General features: G+C 61.8%; 16 protein-coding genes. 9 read left to right on the plus strand and 7 right to left on the minus strand.

From position 1 onward, the window contains the following. Position 1: 1 nt before the first annotated feature. From E0E29_RS14755 to E0E29_RS14770, 4 genes are read left to right on the plus strand one after another with little or no spacing between them, the layout of a single operon-like run. The gene (locus E0E29_RS14755) at positions 2-1,105 is read left to right on the plus strand and encodes a DUF2812 domain-containing protein (protein WP_130850489.1); all 1,104 of its coding nucleotides are present in this window, start codon (positions 2-4) and stop codon (positions 1,103-1,105) included. Positions 1,106-1,120: 15 nt separating this feature from the next. Beyond that, positions 1,121-2,245 (plus strand): DUF2812 domain-containing protein, encoded by a 1,125-nt coding sequence (locus E0E29_RS14760; protein WP_130850490.1) that lies wholly within the window; start codon positions 1,121-1,123, stop codon positions 2,243-2,245. A gap of 19 nt (positions 2,246-2,264) precedes the next feature. Further along, positions 2,265-2,870 carry an FMN-dependent NADH-azoreductase gene (locus E0E29_RS14765; RefSeq protein WP_130850491.1) on the plus strand — a complete coding sequence of 202 codons (606 nt, stop codon included), beginning with the start codon at positions 2,265-2,267 and terminating at the stop codon, positions 2,868-2,870. A gap of 25 nt (positions 2,871-2,895) precedes the next feature. Further along, a complete protein-coding gene (locus E0E29_RS14770; RefSeq protein WP_130850492.1) occupies positions 2,896-3,897 on the plus strand; it encodes an asparaginase in 1,002 nt (333 codons plus the stop codon). Positions 3,898-4,357: 460 nt separating this feature from the next. Here the strand turns inward: E0E29_RS14770 and recR are convergent, their stop codons facing one another. The 3 genes from recR to ilvA all read right to left on the minus strand — a co-directional run bounded on the left by recR (position 4,358) and on the right by ilvA (position 7,132). Beyond that, entirely contained in the window at positions 4,358-4,969 is a 612-nt protein-coding gene (gene recR, locus E0E29_RS14775) for a recombination mediator RecR (protein ID WP_130850493.1), read from the minus strand. 41 nt (positions 4,970-5,010) lie between these two features. Further along, entirely contained in the window at positions 5,011-5,658 is a 648-nt protein-coding gene (rpe, locus tag E0E29_RS14780; RefSeq protein WP_130850494.1) for a ribulose-phosphate 3-epimerase, read from the minus strand. A gap of 259 nt (positions 5,659-5,917) precedes the next feature. Then, on the minus strand, positions 5,918-7,132 hold the full coding sequence (gene ilvA, locus E0E29_RS14785; RefSeq protein ID WP_130850495.1) for a threonine ammonia-lyase: 1,215 nt from the start codon (positions 7,130-7,132) through the stop codon (positions 5,918-5,920). A gap of 138 nt (positions 7,133-7,270) precedes the next feature. Here ilvA and E0E29_RS14790 point away from each other — a divergent pair, with 138 nt between their 5' ends. From E0E29_RS14790 to E0E29_RS14810, 5 genes are all read left to right on the plus strand, one after another. Next, positions 7,271-7,951, plus strand: coding sequence for a 5-bromo-4-chloroindolyl phosphate hydrolysis family protein (locus E0E29_RS14790; RefSeq protein ID WP_130850496.1), 681 nt, complete (start codon positions 7,271-7,273; stop codon positions 7,949-7,951). An 80-nt stretch (positions 7,952-8,031) separates the two neighbouring features. Beyond that, positions 8,032-9,228, plus strand: a complete 1,197-nt coding sequence (locus E0E29_RS14795) for a toxic anion resistance protein (protein ID WP_130850497.1) — start codon at positions 8,032-8,034, stop codon at positions 9,226-9,228. A gap of 12 nt (positions 9,229-9,240) precedes the next feature. Then, entirely contained in the window at positions 9,241-10,296 is a 1,056-nt protein-coding gene (locus E0E29_RS14800; RefSeq protein ID WP_130850498.1) for a TPM domain-containing protein, read from the plus strand. A 102-nt stretch (positions 10,297-10,398) separates the two neighbouring features. Further along, positions 10,399-11,067 (plus strand): response regulator transcription factor, encoded by a 669-nt coding sequence (locus E0E29_RS14805; RefSeq protein WP_130850499.1) that lies wholly within the window; start codon positions 10,399-10,401, stop codon positions 11,065-11,067. 24 nt (positions 11,068-11,091) lie between these two features. After that, a complete protein-coding gene (locus E0E29_RS14810; RefSeq protein WP_130850500.1) occupies positions 11,092-12,747 on the plus strand; it encodes a sensor histidine kinase in 1,656 nt (551 codons plus the stop codon). Between the two features lie 63 nt (positions 12,748-12,810). On the opposite strand, the gene E0E29_RS14815 is transcribed toward E0E29_RS14810, so the two are convergent. From E0E29_RS14815 to sfsA, 4 genes are all read right to left on the minus strand, one after another. Next, entirely contained in the window at positions 12,811-13,410 is a 600-nt protein-coding gene (locus tag E0E29_RS14815) for an SGNH/GDSL hydrolase family protein (RefSeq protein WP_130850501.1), read from the minus strand. Beyond that, entirely contained in the window at positions 13,407-14,135 is a 729-nt protein-coding gene (locus tag E0E29_RS14820) for a GNAT family N-acetyltransferase (RefSeq protein WP_130850502.1), read from the minus strand. The genes E0E29_RS14815 and E0E29_RS14820 overlap by 4 nt, the downstream gene beginning before the upstream one ends. Positions 14,136-14,290: 155 nt before the next feature. Continuing rightward, entirely contained in the window at positions 14,291-15,991 is a 1,701-nt protein-coding gene (locus tag E0E29_RS14825; protein ID WP_130850503.1) for an ammonium transporter, read from the minus strand. Positions 15,992-16,202: 211 nt separating this feature from the next. Continuing rightward, positions 16,203-16,889 carry a DNA/RNA nuclease SfsA gene (sfsA, locus tag E0E29_RS14830; RefSeq protein ID WP_130850504.1) on the minus strand — a complete coding sequence of 229 codons (687 nt, stop codon included), beginning with the start codon at positions 16,887-16,889 and terminating at the stop codon, positions 16,203-16,205. Between the last annotated feature and the right edge of the window lie 12 nt (positions 16,890-16,901).

A 16,901-nucleotide genomic window follows, 5' to 3' on the forward strand; every position in this document is an offset into this window, starting at 1 on the left:
CATGAAAAAGGTCAAGTACGCCTTCTTCACCTTTCAGCCCTCCGACTGCGAGGCCGCCCAGCTCTGGCTCACCCGGCTCTACGACCAGGGCTGGGAGCTGGAGCATCTGCCGCATTTCATTCTCCCCGCCAAATTCATACCCAGGACCCGGGACGACGTCAAGTACTGCGTGGACTTGACCCGCGGGGTCCGGGACCCCAACTTTGCCCCCGACGATTTTGACAAACTGGTGCAGGAGTCCGGTTGGACACTGGTTGGCACCGCCCGGACCGGTCTGGATGTCTATAAATCCCTCCCCGGCCGGGACCCCATCCCCATCCAGACCGACCCGGCCCTGTTCAAAAAGGCGTTTTTCCGAAGGGAACTGCTCCCCATCCTGATCGGCGGCCTCATCGTGGCGCTGTTCCTGGCCCTGCTGGGGTCCACACTTGGACTGCGCACCACTCTGCCCACTCGGCTCCTCACCTCCAACTGGGAGCTGCTGAACGCGGTCGCTCTACTTTATATGATTGTCTTTTTCTTCGTTACCGTCGGATGGGGGCTCCGCTTCTGGCTGCGCTCCTCGCCTTCCGCCCCCAACCTCCGGCTGGCACGGCTCAAGTCCTTCTGCGGTACGCTCTTCTACCTATGCTGGCTCTTTTGTCTAATCCTCCTCCCCTTCTCCCGGGTATTGGAGGCGGAAGGTTCCGCTCCGGTGCGTGACCCACAAGCTGTGGCCGGACTCCCACTTCTGACCCTGGAGGACCTGGGACTGTCAGGAGATACTGCCATCAGGCTCCGGCAGCAGAGCTCCATCCTGGCCTCAGAGATGGTTCTGGAGGAGAACGCCGACGTTCTCTCCCTGACCCAGACGCGCTGGGACTGCCGCTTCGGCTGGGTAGCCGACCAGATCGTGGCGGACACCCTGGCCTCCTATGAGCGATCCATGCCCTATACCCCCGCCGATCTGGGCTTTGACCAGTCCTGGACCTATACGAGTGACACCGGTTTCCACTCCCTGCTGCTGCGGCAGGGGAACACCGTGGTCCAGCTCTACGGCAGTCTGGACCTCACCACCCCCGACCGGCTGGAAAGACTCCGGGACGCCCTGGAGCTGGCTTCTTAGACAGGAGGTGTTACCATGACGGAAGAAACCTGGACCCTGTTTCCCTTTCTCACCATGGACTATAAGGCGGCGGAGGGTTGGCTCAATCAGAAGGCCGCCCAGGGCTGGCAGTATACCAGCAAAACCACCCTGTGGGGCTATCTGTTCCGCCTCCGTCGGACGGAGCGCACCGATCTCAGATACTGCGTAGACATCTCTGGCGGCAAGAAGGACCAGGACTACCGGAACTTCCTGAATCAGGCGGGCTGGGGCTGGGAGGGCACCGTCCGTCACATGGACATCTTCTCCTCCCTGCCCGGCACAGACCCTGTCCCCATCCAGACCGACGCCGGCCTGGAGCGGCAGCGGTTCGGACGGCGTTACTTCTGGAGAACCTGGCTGGGCAAGCTGATTTTCTCCCTGCTGGCGGCAACCCTTCTGGTGCTGCCGCACATCCTGCTGGGCGACCACCCCTACTATCCCCGTTTCCTCCTCAACCAGCTCTCCTCCTGGCGGGACCTCTGCCAGCTGGCTTTCTTCCCCCTCCTCCTGCTCTCCGTCCTGTGGGAGCTTACCGCTCTTCCTCTCTATTACTTCCGGTCCCGTCGAGACGGTCTGTCCGACCCCGATTCCCGTTGGGCCTGGCGGCGGGGCGTAACGGAGTTTGCCGTCTCCATGCTCATCATGCTCACCATTATCCTGCCTCTGATCCTGTCCTTTCTCCCTGACTCCGAACACACCTATACCCAGAGCGAGCGGGAAGAGCTGCGGGACCAGCCGGTGGTGACGGCGGAGGAGGTAGGACTCATCTATGCCGGCTACGCCATGGACAGTGTTCACACCGGTACTCCTCTGGTAAACCGGTGGGAATACCTGGAGCTGGTGGATTGTGACTCCACCTGGTCGCTCTTCCTGTACACCAGACGTTACCACTGCCTCTGGGAGGGGCTGGCCGTCCGGGCCGCACAGGCCCTCATGGAGGACGACCCCTTCACTCCGGTGGACCTGGGCTTTGATGAGAGCTGGATCTTCCAGCCCGATCCGCCTGACGACTATTCCATTCTGGTCCTCCGGGAGGGGCGCACCGCCGTCCGGCTGGAAGGGCCTCTGGACTGGACAGACGAAAGCGTCCGCGGTATACTGGAGGAGAAATTTGGGTAAACAACGGGAGGTCATTACCATGTCTGAACTGCTGTTTGTCAACGCCTGTGTCCGTGGAGAGCGGTCCCGCACCCTGTCCCTGGCCCGGCATTTTCTCTCCGCATACACACAAAAACACCCCGAAGTCACCATCACGGAGCGAAATCTGATAACGGAGCGGTTGGAGCCCCAGTACCCGGAGGTGCTGGCCCACCGGGATGAGCTGTGGAACGCCGGGAAGCTGGACGACCCCAGCTTTGACGCCGCCTGGCAGTTCGCCAAAGCGGACAAAATCTTCATCGCGGCCCCCTTCTGGGATCTCTCCTACCCCGCTATCCTGAAGATCTACCTGGAGCGCATCTCGGTGACCAATATCACCTTTGGCTATGACGCCGACGGAAACAGCGTCGGCCTGAGCCGGGCGGATAAGCTGCTCCTCATCACCACCAGGGGCGGCAACTTCTCTCTCCCGGAGACGGAGTGGATGGAGTCTGGGGCCCGGCACCTCAAGGCGCTGTGCGCCATGTACGGCATTCCTGACTTCCAGCTTTTGTGCGCCGAAGGGCTGGACGATATCCGAAACGACAAGGCGGCCATCCTGGCCCGGGCCATGCAGGAAGCCGAAACCCTGGCCGCTCGCTTTTGAGCAGCTCAAAACAGGGGGAACACCATTGAAACACATTCTTCTACTCACCACAGGCGGGACCATTGCCTCCCGCCCCACCGACGAGGGTCTGGCTCCCGAAATGGACGGAGAGGACCTGGCCCGGCGCATTCCCTTCCTCACCGACAGCTACACCGTCACCGTCCGTGACATCCTGCACCTGGACTCCTCCAACATCCAGCCCGAGGAGTGGCAGCTCATTGCCCGGGCGGTATACACCGAGCGGACCGGCTACGACGGCATCGTGGTCACCCACGGCACCGACACCATGGCCTACACTGCCTCGGTGCTCAGCTTCATGCTCAGGGGCATTCCCATCCCGGTGGTGCTCACCGGCAGCCAGCTGCCCATCGAGCACCCCCTCACCGATGCCCTGGAGAACCTGCGCATCGCCTTCGCCATGGCCTGTTCCGGTGCGGCTGGAGTTTTTGTGGCCTTTGACCGGAAGGTCATCCTGGGCTGCCGGGCGGTCAAGACCCGCACCGAGGATTTTGACGCCTTCGAGAGCGTCAACTGGCCTTTGGTGGGCGATGTGGACGCCGGCGGCCTCCATATCAACACCGCCGCCCTGCCGCCCCGTATCAGTGGGGACTGCGTGCTCAAAAGCGAGCTGTGCCGGGACGTCTTTCTCATTAAGCTCACCCCTGGCCTGGACCCGGAGATCTTCGACATGCTCCACCAGATGCACTACCGCGGCGTGGTCATCGAGGCCTTTGGTGCCGGCGGTCTCCACTTCATTCGCCGTGACCTCATCTCCAAGCTCCACAGCGCCGCTCAGGCTGGGATGACAGTGGTGGTGTGCTCCCAGTGCCTTTACGAGAGCAGCGACTTCACCCTCTACCAGGCGGGGCAGAAGGCCCTGGCCCAGGGTGTGCTTCAGGGCTGGGACATGACCACCGAGGCGGCTGTCACCAAGCTCATGTGGGTGCTGGGACAGACCGACGACCCGACGGAGATCCGGGACTGCTTCAGCCGCAGTCTCTGCGGTGAGGTATCTGTTCCAAACTAAATGAAAAAGCGGACGCCCGCTCGGGCGTCCGCTTCTTTTCTTCTAATTTATTTTTCAAACCACGCCGGTGACCGGGTAACAGCTTTTTGTCCTCAAACCAGTTCCAGAGCGGTAATAAAGCTCTTTTGGATTCTTTTTCTCACCAAAAAGCTCTTCCACATACGCGCCACGCCGGTGGCCGTGCGACTACCTCTCACCCTCGGACCAGTGCAAGAGCGGTAACAAAGCTCTTTTTGGTTCTTTTTCTCACCAAAAAGCTCTTCCACATACGCGCCACGCCGGTGGCCGTGCGACTGCCTCTCATCCTCGGACCAGTGCAAGAGCGGTAACAAAGCTCTTTTTGGTTCTTTTTCTCACCCAAAAAGCCTTTCATATACGAATCACGCTGGTGGCCGTGCGACTGCCTCTCATCCTCGGACCAGTGCAAGAGCGATAACAAAGCTCTTTTTGGTTCTTTTTCTCACGAGAAAAAGAACTCCCGGCGGCCCTCCAGAGCGCGCATGAGGGTAGCGTCGTCGGCGTACTCCAAATGTCCGCCCACGGGGATGCCATAGGCCAGGCGGGTGATCTTGACGCCGAAGGGGCGCAGCAGCCGGGCCAAATACATGGCGGTGGCCTCTCCCTCCGTGTCGGGGTTGGTGGCCATGATGACCTCCCGGACCTCACCGGAGGCCACCCGCTCTGTGAGCTCCTTGATGTGCAGGTCATCCGGTCCCACGTGGTTCATGGGTGAGATGACGCCGTGGAGGACATGGTAGCGGCCATTGTACTCCCGGGACCGCTCCAGGGCGATGACGTCCCGGGGATCGGCCACCACGCAGACCAGGCCGGGGTCCCGCTTGTCGCTGCTGCAGATGGCGCAGGGTCCATCTCCCTGGGTGAAGTTCCCGCAGACGGGACACAGGGAGATAGACTCCTTGGCGGCGACGATGGCGTCGGCAAACTCCTTCGCGTCCTCCTCCGGCAGGTTGAGGACGAAAAAGGCCAGCCGCTGGGCACTCTTGGCGCCGATGCCCGGCAGGCGGGCGAACTGCTCCGTGAGCCGCTCCAGGGCGGGGGGAAAGTATTCCATAGATTGGGTTACCTCCAAACGGAATCGGGATAATGGGCTGCTCAGCCCCGGAGGGCGGCGATCATGGCGGCGGGGTCGGCCGCTCCGTAGACCGCTGACCCGGCCACCAGCACATTGGCGCCGGCCTCGGTCACCAGCCGTGCCGTCTCCAGGTTGACGCCGCCGTCCACCTCCAGGTCGCAGCCGGGGCAGTACCGGTCGATGTAGTCCCGTATGGCCCGGATCTTGCTGAGCTGATCGGTCATGAACTTCTGGCCGCCGAAACCGGGCTCCACCGTCATCACCAGCACCATATCCAGCCCCTGCTCCAGGTAGGGGAGCACCGCCTCGGCGGAGGTGATGGGCCGAAGGGCGATGGCCTTTTTCACGCCGTTGTCCTCCATGGCACGGAGGGCGTCGTGGATGGCGGGGGGCAGGTCGGCCTCCAGGTGGACAGAGAGCAGGTCGGCCCCCGCCTTGGCGAAGGCCTCCACGTACCGCCCCGGCTTCTCCACCATGAGGTGGACGTCCAGAAACATGTCCGTGTGTTTCCGGATGGAGGCCACTACCGGCACTCCGATGGTGATGTTGGGCACGAACATGCCGTCCATCACATCCACATGGAGCCAGTCGGCGGTGGAAACCCGCCGGATCTCCCGGTCCAGGTCGCAGAAATCAGCAGAGAGAATAGATGGCGCGATCTTTACCATAATTCCTCACTCCTTGTGGAAAAATAACATCGGGACAAGGGCACAGCGCAGTTCCAGGCAGGGGGCAGACAGCCCGGACCGGGCACCCTCCGCCTCCGGACGGCATAGGATACGGCAAGCGGATCGTGGCCCCGGAACAGCCGCCGGCCTCCCCAGCGCGGCCCCACGCCGCCGCCCGGCACGGCGGCGACGATCCGGCGCGGCCTGCCGCATCATATAGCCGCCCGTCGGGGGACCACCCCGGCGGGCGGCACAGTTTTTACACGCTGGTGGTCATGACCTCTTTGGCATCGTAGCCCGCCTGACGCAGTGCGCTCATGACCTCCTCCTTATGGACAAGCCCGAAGGCCTCCAGAGTGACCCGCAGTTCCACACCGCTCTGGCGGTTGATGTTGACGAACTGGTTATGGTCCAGCCGGATGATGTTGCCGTTGAGCTCGGCCACCAGCTCGGCCACCCGGACCAGCTCGCCGGGCCGGTCTGGAAGCTGAACCGAGAAGGTGAACACCCGGCCCCGGCTCACCAGACCGTGCTGGACCAGGGAGGAGACGGTGATAACGTCCATGTTGCCGCCGGAGAGAACGCTCACCACGTTCTTTCCCTTACAGTCCAGGTGATTGAGTGCGGCCACGGACAGCAGTCCGGCATTCTCCACGATCATCTTGTGCTTTTCCATCATGTCCAGGAAGGCGTCCACCAGCTCGTGGTCGTCGATGGTAATGATGCCGTCCAGGTTCTGCTGGATGTAGGGGAAGATCTTGTCTCCCGGGGTCTTGACCGCTACGCCGTCGGCGATGGTGTCCACCTTGTCCAGGGTGACGATGTGGCCAGCCTCCAGGCTGGCCTTCATGGAGGCAGCGCCGGTGGGCTCCACACCGATGACCTTTACGTTGGGATTGAGCAGCTTGGTGAGGGTGGCCACACCGGAGGCCAGCCCGCCGCCGCCCACGGGCACCAGGATGATGTCCACGTCAGGCAGGTCGGAGAAGATCTCATAGGCGATGGTACCCTGACCGGTGGCCAGGACGGGATCGTTGAAGGGGTGGATGTAGGTGTAGCCCTCCGACTGGGAGAGCCGGCCGGCCAACTCGGCGGCATCGTCAAAGACGGCGCCATGAAGGATGACCTGGGCGCCGTAGTCCTTGGTGTTGTTCACCTTCACCAGGGGGGTGGTGGTGGGCATGACCACGGTGGCCTTCACCCCGGCGGCCTGAGCGGCATAGGCCACGCCCTGGGCGTGGTTGCCGGCGGATGCGGTGATGAGTCCCCGCTCCTTCTCCTCCTGGGAGAGGGTGCTGATCTTATAATAGGCGCCACGGATCTTATAGGCGCCGGTAACCTGCATGTTCTCCGGTTTAATATAGACCTGGTTCCCCGTGGCCCTGGAAAGGGCGGTGGAATGGACCAGATGGGTGTCGGCCAGCACCCCGGCGAGCACACTACGCGCGGCCTTGAAATCCTCTAATGTCATCATGGCGCTTCACTTCCTCTTGTTTTACGGCTGTATTCTTTTATCATAATGAGTTTTGCCCTCCCTGTCAATGCCCGACCATTGACACCCACCCGGCGGGAGGGTACAATAGCCATGTATCCCCTGTTTAAGGAGGCAGTTATGGCGAAAGTAGTGAAACGATCCGTACTCCCCATCTACGCGGTGGCTGTGGTGTGGCTGATTTTCGGCCTGTTCCTGCCCTTCTACCGTCCCCTCCACTATGTGGCCGCCGTTCTGGTCTCCCTGGTGGTCTTTCTCATCGCCAAGGCCCTGTGCCCCGACCGGACCTTTGAGACACCGGAGCCGGAGAAGAAGGCCAAAGCGGAACCCGCCCAGGAGAAACCCGCCTCTACCGGCGATCCGGAGCTGGACACCCTCATGCAGGAGCGGGACCGGGCGGTATCTGAGATGCACCGGCTCAACGACGCCATTGCCGATCCCACCATCTCCGCCCAGATCGACCATCTGGAGTCCACCACCAAAAAGATCATCTCCTATGTGGTGGAGCACCCCAAAAAGCTGCCCCAGATCCGGAAATTTCTCAATTACTACCTCCCCACCACCCTCAAGCTTCTCAATGCCTATGACCGTATGGGCGCCACCGGGGTCTCCGGTGAGAACATCGACGGCACCATGGGCAAGATAGAGTCCATGATGGACACTGTGGTCCGGGCCTTTGACAAGCAGCTGGACGCGCTCTTCGGAGACGAGGCCCTGGATATCTCCACCGACATCACCGTGTTGGAAAACCTGCTGGCCCAGGAGGGGCTGGCCGGTGAACAACTGGGCGGTCAGAATTGAATCCGCGGCTACGGAACGCGGAGGCTGCGCCCTCCACCTCTAAATCTTTTCACTCATGATGAAAGCGAGGGAACCATATTATGCCTGAAAACAATGATTTCACCCCTGAGCTCACCCTGACCCCCGACCTGTCCGCCGGTACCGCCGCCGCCCAGGCGCCCCAGGCGCCGGAGCTCACGCTTACTCCCGATCAGAGCGCCGAGGACGCCGCCGCGGCTCAGAAGGCCCGGGACGAGCAGGCCGTAAAGCTGGACGAGAGCCAGCTCACCGAGGCCGAGCGGAAGATGGTGGACGACTTCGCCCAGAAGATCGACATCACCGACTCCAATGTGGTCCTTCAGTACGGCGCCGCCGCCCAGAAGAACATCGCCTCCTTCTCGGAGAACACCCTGAACTCCGTCCGCACCAAGGACCTTGGTGAGATCGGCCAGTCCCTGGCCGGCCTGGTGGGGGAGCTCCAGAACTTTGGTCAGGAGGAAAAGAGCGGTATTTTCGGCTTCTTCCAGAAGAAGAAAAACGATCTGGAGGCCATGAAGGCCCAGTACGCCAAGGCCGAGACCAACGTGAACAAGATCGTCACTGTGCTGGAAGGGCATCAGGTGACCCTGATGAAGGACATCGCCATGCTGGACCAGATGTACGACCTCAACACCAAATACTATAAAGAACTCACCATGTATATCCTGGCGGGCAAGAAGCGGCTCCAGCAGGTCAGGGAGAATGACCTGGAGGCCCTGCGGAAGAAGGCGGCGGAGACCGGCGCCCAGGAGGACGCCCAGGCCTACAACGACCTGGCCAACATGTGTTCCCGTTTTGAGAAAAAGATCCACGACCTGGAGCTCACCCGCATGATCTCCATCCAGATGGGGCCCCAGACCCGGCTCATCCAGAACAACGACGCCCTCATGCTGGAGAAGATCCAGTCCTCCCTGGTGAACACCATCCCCCTGTGGAAGAGCCAGATGGTCCTCTCTCTGGGCCTGGAGCACTCCCGTCAGGCCACCGCGGCCCAGAGCGCCGTCACCAACATGACCAACGAGCTTCTGAAGAAGAATGCCGACATGCTGAAGATGGGCACCATCGAGACGGCCAAGGAGGCCGAGCGCAGCGTGGTGGACATTCAGACCCTCCAGCACACCAACCAGCAGCTCATCTCCACCCTGGACGAGGTCATGAAGATCCAGCAGGACGGCGCCCAGAAGCGCAAGGAGGCCGAGCTGGAGCTGGGCCGCATCGAAGGCGAGCTCAAGCAGAAGCTGCTGGAGCTCCGTGGCTGAGGAGTTTAAACGATGGAAATGCTGAAAAAACGCTGGGTGGCGGTGGTCATCCTGCTGCTGGTCATTGGGCTGTCTATCTGCATCGGGCTCATGAAGGCACCCACCGGCACCGACCAGCCCGCCGTAGACCAGGCCCAGAGCCTGGACACCGGCTTGGATACCCAGTCCTATACCCGTTTTCTCTATGACAAGGCCGACCTTCTCTCCGCCCAGGCGGAGGAGACCATCCTCCTCTACAATGCCAACTGGGATTACCGCTACAACAGCGTGGTGGCAGTGGTGACAGTGGAGAGCACCGACGGCGCCAGCCTGGAGGACGCCGCCTACAACCAGGGCGCCGACATGGGCCTGGGCGAGGGGGACGCCGTCCTCCTCATCTCCGTGGCGGACAACAACTATTACCTGGCCGCCGGTAACGACTTCTCCACCATCCTGACCAACCAGGCGGTGGACGACCTCCAGGGCCGGCTGGAGTCGGGCTCCGACTATCAGAGCGGCATCCTTAGCTTCTATGAGGGCATGGACCAGGTCTACCAGGCCAATTTCGGCCTAGGCAACGCCCAGCAGAGCGGCGGCGACTATTATGTCTCCTATGGCGGCTTCAGCTGGGTCTTCTCCCTGGTGGTTTTGCTGCTGGTAATCTATATCATCCTCTCCGCCATCGACTCTGCCCGGTACAGTGCCTACCGCCGGATGTATTACGGCATCCCCAATCCTCCGGTGGTGTTCCGTCCCATCTTCTTCTGGCACGGCCCCCGCTATGGCTGGTACCAGCGGCGCTGGCGCCAGCCTCCGCCCCCTCCGCCCGGCGGACCGGGCCGTGGGCCGGGTCCCGGCGGCTTCGGCGGCGGCTCCTCCTCCGGTTTCGGCGGCGCCGGCAACCGTGGTCCCCGTGGCGGCGGCACCTTTGGCGGCCGGTCCTCCGGCGGCGGACGCAGCGGCTTCGGCGGCTCCTTCGGCGGCAGCCGGAGCAACGGCTTCGGCGGCTCCCGCGGCGGCGGCTTTGGCGGCTCCCGCGGCGGCGGCTTTGGCGGCTCCCGCGGCGGCGGCTTCGGCGGCCGCAGATAACAAACTGGACACCCGGAGGGATACACACCCTCCGGGTGTTTTTTCAAACACAACTCGGACACATCTATCCGATAGGATAACGACAGAGAGGGGGAGACGGCCATGCCGGACACCATCCTGATTGTGGAGGACGAGCCCCGAATGGGAGCCATCCTTCAGGACTATTTTACCGCCCACGGCGTGGACAGCGACCTTGCCCCGGACGGCGACACCGCTCTGGAGCACTTCGCCCGGCAGGACTACGACGCGGTGCTGCTGGACGTGATGATGCCGGGACTGGACGGCTACGGCGTCTGCCGGGCCATCCGCCGGGAGAGCAGCCTGCCCATCCTCTTCCTCACCGCCCTGGGCGGAGAGGAGCAGGCCCTCCACGGCTACGCCCTGGGGGCGGACGATTATATCACGAAACCCTTCTCCCTGGCCCTCCTCTACGCCAAGACCACCGCCCTCATCCGCCGGAGCCGGGGCACCGAGGACGGCGCCCTGGTCTGCGGGGAAATTCGCCTACAACCGGGGCCCATGCTGTGTACAGTAAGTAATACGCCAGTCAAATTATCCCCTCGGGAGTACAATTTACTTCTCTGTCTCCTCCGGAACCGGGGCAGGGTCCTCTCCCGGGAGCAGCTCCTCACCCGGGTGTGGGGCTGGGACTTCGAGGGCGAGGACCGGGCGGTGGACGTGCAGATCAAGAACCTCCGTGCCGCCCTGGGGAGTGCCGGGAAACAGATCAAGACCGTGTTCAAGGCGGGCTACAAGCTGGAGTCGGAGTAACAGCCCGCCGGAAGGGAGCCTCCTATGAAACAGAAGCTGTTTTTGCCCCTCTTCCTCCGCACCGCCGCCCGCTTTCTCCTGCTGTGGGCCCTGATGGTCCTTCTCCTCTCCCTCCGGGAACTGGACGCTCAGACCACCCGGCTCAAGAGCGGCGTCAGCGAGACCCGGGACTTCGACCTGGAAAACTGCCAGCTGGTGCTGGAGGGCGGCAGCGAGCCATGGAACAGGCCGGCCATTCTGAATCATCGAATGTCTGCTTACTATTCCAGCTACGGCGCCGTGGGGGTCTTCCGGCTCTATGACACCGAGGGGTTGGAGCTGGCCCGGAGCCAGCTCACCTACGGCTCCTTCTCCCTCCCCGGCACAGGGGTCTACGACCACTTTCTGAACTTCGATGCCGTCCTTACCGACGACGAGCAGCTCTCCCTGGGCCGCCTTCTCCGGGAGGAACGGCAGCTCAACCGGTTCTACGGCACTGAGAGTGGGCTTTATGACGAGTACCTGGGCTCGGACGAGGGCGTAAACTTTACTGTGGGCCTCCGGGGCGAGGTCACCGGCGTGGTAGAGCACAACGTGGTCTACCCGCAAAAACTGGTTTATTACTACGAGGATCGTTCGGTGACCCTGCTGGATACGGACAGCTCCTTCTTTGACGGCAAGACCCTCACCACCCTCACCTTCGACACCGTCCAGCTCAGCTCTCCCCTGGCCTGGGTGGAGACCAGCCCGGAGCTCACATTAAAGCTCTTCCGGGAGGCCGAGACGCGTCTGGAAAATCTGGTGGGGGACCGCGCTCCCTCCAACTACTGGGTGGGTTCTACCGTGGGCGGCAGCGGCTATGCCCAGGTGGGCTCGGTGGCCCCCTATGACGGACTGGTCTCCGCCACGGGCGTCTCCTACCGCCCCGCCCTGATGGCCACCCACGACCTGCTTTTCCTCTACGCAGCCACCCTGCTCTTCACCCTGCTCCTGGCCTTTTTCACCGCCCGGGCCCAGGCCAGGAGCCTCCAGCGGGAGCGGGACCTCACCAATGCCGTGGCCCATGAGCTCAAGACCCCTCTGGCCCTCCTGCGTTCCTATGCCGAGGGCTTACAGGAGGATATCGCGCCTGAAAAGCGTGCAGAGTATTTAAACGTCATCATGGACCAATCCGACCAGATGGCCGCCCTGGTGAGCTCCCTTCTGGACTTGAGCCGCATGAAGGCGGGCAAGACCCATTTCGAGCCCACTCCTGTGTCCCTGGACCGAGTGGTTGACACCGTTTTCCACACCATGGAGCGGCCCATGGAGACCGCCGGCGTCACCCTGGACCTGGACCTTCTCCCCTGCACCGTCTCCGGCGAGGAGGGGCGCCTCTCCCTAGTGGTATCCAATTTGGCTTCCAATGCCCTCCGCCACACTCCGCCTGGAGGCGAGATTCGGGTGACCCTTCGGGAAAAGGGCAGCACCGCCCTCCTCCAGGTGGAAAACGACGGGGAGACCATCCCGCCGGAGGCCCTCCCCCGGATTTTCGAGCCTTTCTACCGCTCCGACACCGCCCGGGACCGTCAAAGCGGCGGCACCGGCCTGGGGCTGGCCCTGGTCAAGGAAACCGTGACCCTCCACGGTGGCACCTGCGGTGTGGAAAACCTCCCCCACGGCGTCCGCTTCTGGGTGGAGCTTCCACTTTTAAACACATGAAAAAACGCCTGTGTCCTCCTTTTTGTGGGGGACACAGGCATTTGCTTTCCACAGGCTGTGGATTTATTTTCTCTTCTCCATCTCCTGGAGTACCAATGGGAGCAACAGCTCTGCCACCCTGGTCTGGGCCGCAGCAGAGAGGTGGCGCTTGGGGGTGGTCCGTTCGTTGAACCACTGCTCCGGGTCGTCCTTGAAGGGCGTATACAGGTCCACGAAGGGGATGTTCAGCTGATCACACAGGCTCGACAGGGACTCGTTCCAGATGGGCAGCCGATTCTGAAGCTGAGGACCTGCCAGCAACTCGGAAAACCAGGGAATACCCAGCATGATGAGCGGCATTCCGGCCTCGGCAGCCTGGTCCAACACGTCGGAGATCTCGGAGAGGAATTCCCCCAAGGGGACCTCCAGCTTTTTGGCGTCGTTGGTGCCGAAGCCCAGGACACACAGGTCTGCACCGGCGGTGGCATCGGGGAAATGTTCCATCGCATAGTCGGCCTGAACGCCGGGGTGACCCTCATTTTTAACGGCTGCGTCCACACCTTTGGCCCGAAGCATGGCCTCCAGCTTGGCGGGCCAGGCCTCCTCCAGCGGTCCCAGCGTACCGGTGTCCCCCAGATAGTACCTAGTGTTGGAGTCTCCAAAGGCTACGATCTGATAACTCATATCCCATCCTCCTCCGTGTTACGCTCCTTCTGCCCTGTTGTTTCCGCCTTAAACCACCGGGAGCGCACCCGTCTGGTGCAGAAGCCGGTTTTCTGATAAAGCTGATACGCCGCCTGGTTGCCGGTGGACACCTGGAGCCAGCAGCTCTTATTCCCACGCTCCGCCAGCAGGTCCATGGCCAGCAACAGGAGCTCCCGGCCCAGGCCTCTGCCCCGGGCCGTCTCCGCCAGGCCAATACCCTCGATCTCCCCGGTCTGGAGGTCCAGCTCATAAATGCCCACCGGCATATCATCCTCCATCACAAAGCCGCAGCTGCCCGGCTTGACCAGCATTTCCGCAAGCTCCTCACGACCGTAGGTGGCAGCGTTGGGCACGGTGGAAAAAGCCTCGTTATAGAGGGTCAGCCATTGCTCTCCCAGCACCTCCGTCAGCGGTACGGCCCGGAGCCGGCCTCCGCGCCGTGGACGGTTGCCGTCCAGGTCCCGCTCCATCTCCAGCATGTCGTGGACGTGGGTGAGTCGAATTGTCCCGATCTCTCCCTCCGCAAGAGGAGCCTCCGGATCGGTGGAGGCCACATAAATCTCCTTGGCACCCTGTTCCTCCAGGTACTGGATCTCCCGTGGCAGCTGCCTGTCCCGTTCCGCTGCTGCACAGTGCCGAAAAATCAGGTAGCCAATGCCCCGATATTGGATCTCATGAGTTACACGCTGGATTTGTGTCTCCATGGCTCCCTCCTTTCGCCGCACAGAAGCTATACTCAGTTTTTATATCATATCACAGCCCGTCCGCCCGCGCAATGGCTCGTAAGCCGCGCAGCCAGAAAAACTGCGCGTAAAAATGGGATGTGGACCGCAATCCACATCCCGTTTCCACTTTTCTGTCAATCGCCCTGGAGCGCGTCATAGCCCTCCTCGCCGGTACGGACCTTCACCACGTTTTCCACATCATAAATGAAGATTTTGCCGTCGCCAATGTGGCCCGTGAACAGCGCCCGCTTGGCAGCGGCCACCACGGTGGCCACAGGCACCTTGGAGACCACCACGTCCACCTGTACCTTGGGCAGCAGGTTCATGGTCATCTCCACGCCGCGGTAATACTCGATGCGGCCCTTCTGGACACCGCAGCCCAGCACCTGGGTCACCGTCATACCGGTGACGCCGATGGCGTTCATGGCGCTCTTCAGTGTCTCGAACCGGGCTTGGTTGCAGACAATGGTCACCTTAGAGAGCTTCACGTCGGAGGCGGAGATCCCGGACCTCTCCCGGGCCACTACCTGGACAGGCACCGCCTCGTCCTCGCTGACACTGCCACTGGCAGCCTCAGGCTCCACGGGGCCGGTGAGACCGCCCGCCGGCATGAAGTCAGCGTAGGCGGAAGCCAGGCCGTGCTCGTGTATATCCAGGCCGTCGATCTCCTCCTGCGCGGAGCAGCGCAGGCCGATGGTGTGCTTGAGCACCAGGAAGACGATGGTGATGGTCGCCAGCACCCACACCGCCACAGAGGCCACACCAATGCACTGGGTGATGAAGAAGGAGGGGCCGCCGCCGTAGAACAGCCCGCCGTCCACCGCCAGCAGGCCCGTGAGCAGGGTACCCATGGAGCCGCAGACGCCGTGGACCGAGACAGCGCCCACCGGGTCATCGATTTTGACCACCTTATCAAAGAACTCTACTGCCAGGGGAAGCACGATACCGGCGCAGGCACCAATGACGGAGGCACCGAAGATGGAGACCATATCACAGCCGGCGGTAATAGCCACCAGCCCGCCCAGAGCCGCGTTGAAGGTCATGGACACGTCGGGCTTGCCGTACCGCAGCCAGGTAAAGATCATAGTGACCACGCAGGCCACAGCCGCCGACATGTTGGTGGTGCAGAAGATCGCGCCGGCCAGCTCCATGACGCTGTCACTGTCCATAGCCACTGTGGAGCAGCCGTTGAAGCCGAACCAGCAGAACCAGAGGATGAATACGCCCAGTGCGCCGATGGAGAGGTTGTGGCCCAGGATGGCCTGGGGTTTGCCGTTCTTGTCGTACTTTCCAATCCGGGGCCCAAGGATCTTGGCGCCCACACCGGCGGCAATTCCACCCACCATGTGGACGGCCGTGGAGCCGGAGAAATCATGGAAGCCCATCTGAGCCAGCCAGCCGCCGCCCCAGATCCAGTGGCCGGACACCGGGTAGATCACCGGGGAGATCATCAGGGAGTAGATGCAGTAGGAGATAAACTTGGTGCGCTCCGCCATGGCGCCGGAGACGATGGTGGCTGCCGTGGCGCAGAAGACCGTCTGGAAAATGAAGAAGGCGGTCAGGGGTACACCGTCCGGCAGGATGGCGGAATAGTCCCCCCGCACCAGGGGATCAAAGCCGCCGATAATGGCACCCGCCCCACCAAACATCAGACCGAAGCCCACCAACCAGTAGACCGCAGTGCCGATGCAGAAGTCCATGAGGTTTTTCATCAGAATGTTGCCTGTGTTCTTGCTTCTGGTGAAGCCCGCCTCACACATGGCAAACCCGGCCTGCATGAAGAAGACCAGTGCCGCGCCCATAAGCACCCAAATGGTATTGACCGACGAATACATATTCCATTCCTCCTCCTGTAAAAAAACAAGGGCGCTCGCTCCGCCATCGTCAGCGGATCGAGCGCCCTTGCCTTGTTGGGGGCAGTTTACACGCTTACTTGTGCTTTGTCAAGGCACTCTGATAAAGTTCGTAAAAATTTCCACCTTTTTCCCAACTTTTCCAGATAGGTTTATGAAATATCATCAGGCATATCCTATGAGATTTTGTGACTCAAAGGCGAACTTCCACCGGCTCGCCCATGGTGAGGGAGTCCGGCGTCACCCGACAGTCCCGGCACAAAATCTCCACACCGGCGGCCGCGGCTCGCCGAACCGCTTCACCAAAGGCGGGGTGGGTCCGGTCATTGGGGGACCAAAAGGCCACACGCTCCATCTGGACCACCAGGAACAGCGCCGCCTCGTAACCTGCCGCCCGGCAGGCTATAAGCTCCTCCACATGCTTGACGCCCCGCTCCGTAGGGGCATCAGGGAAGTAGACGGCGCCATCCTCCTCCAGGGTGACTCCCTTCACCTCCACAAAGCCTTTCCGGTCATTTTCTGATGACTCCCAGTAGAAATCAAAGCGTGAATTCCCCCATGTAGTTTCCGGGCGCAGCAATGTAAGGCCGGGACGGAAGCCACCGGAGGCGGCCCACTCCCCAAAGACCTGGTTGGGCGCCTGGGCATCCATGTTGATGAGGCGCTCCCCCTTCTCCACAGCAATGAGATCATACCGGGTCTTTCGGCTGGGATTTTTCCCCTCCACCAGGTAGACCGTAGCACCCGGAACAAGCAGTTCCCGGCACCGACCTGTATTCTTCACATGGACCGTCTCCTCCGCCCCCTCCAACGCCACCTGGGCGATGAAGCGGTTAGGACGGCGCAGGAAAACCGCCTTTTTCACAGTTTGGTATTGCATCTTTTCTCCTCT

This window comes from Intestinimonas timonensis (assembly GCF_900626145.1).
GTDB classification, from domain to species: domain Bacteria; phylum Bacillota; class Clostridia; order Oscillospirales; family Oscillospiraceae; genus Intestinimonas; species Intestinimonas aquisgranensis.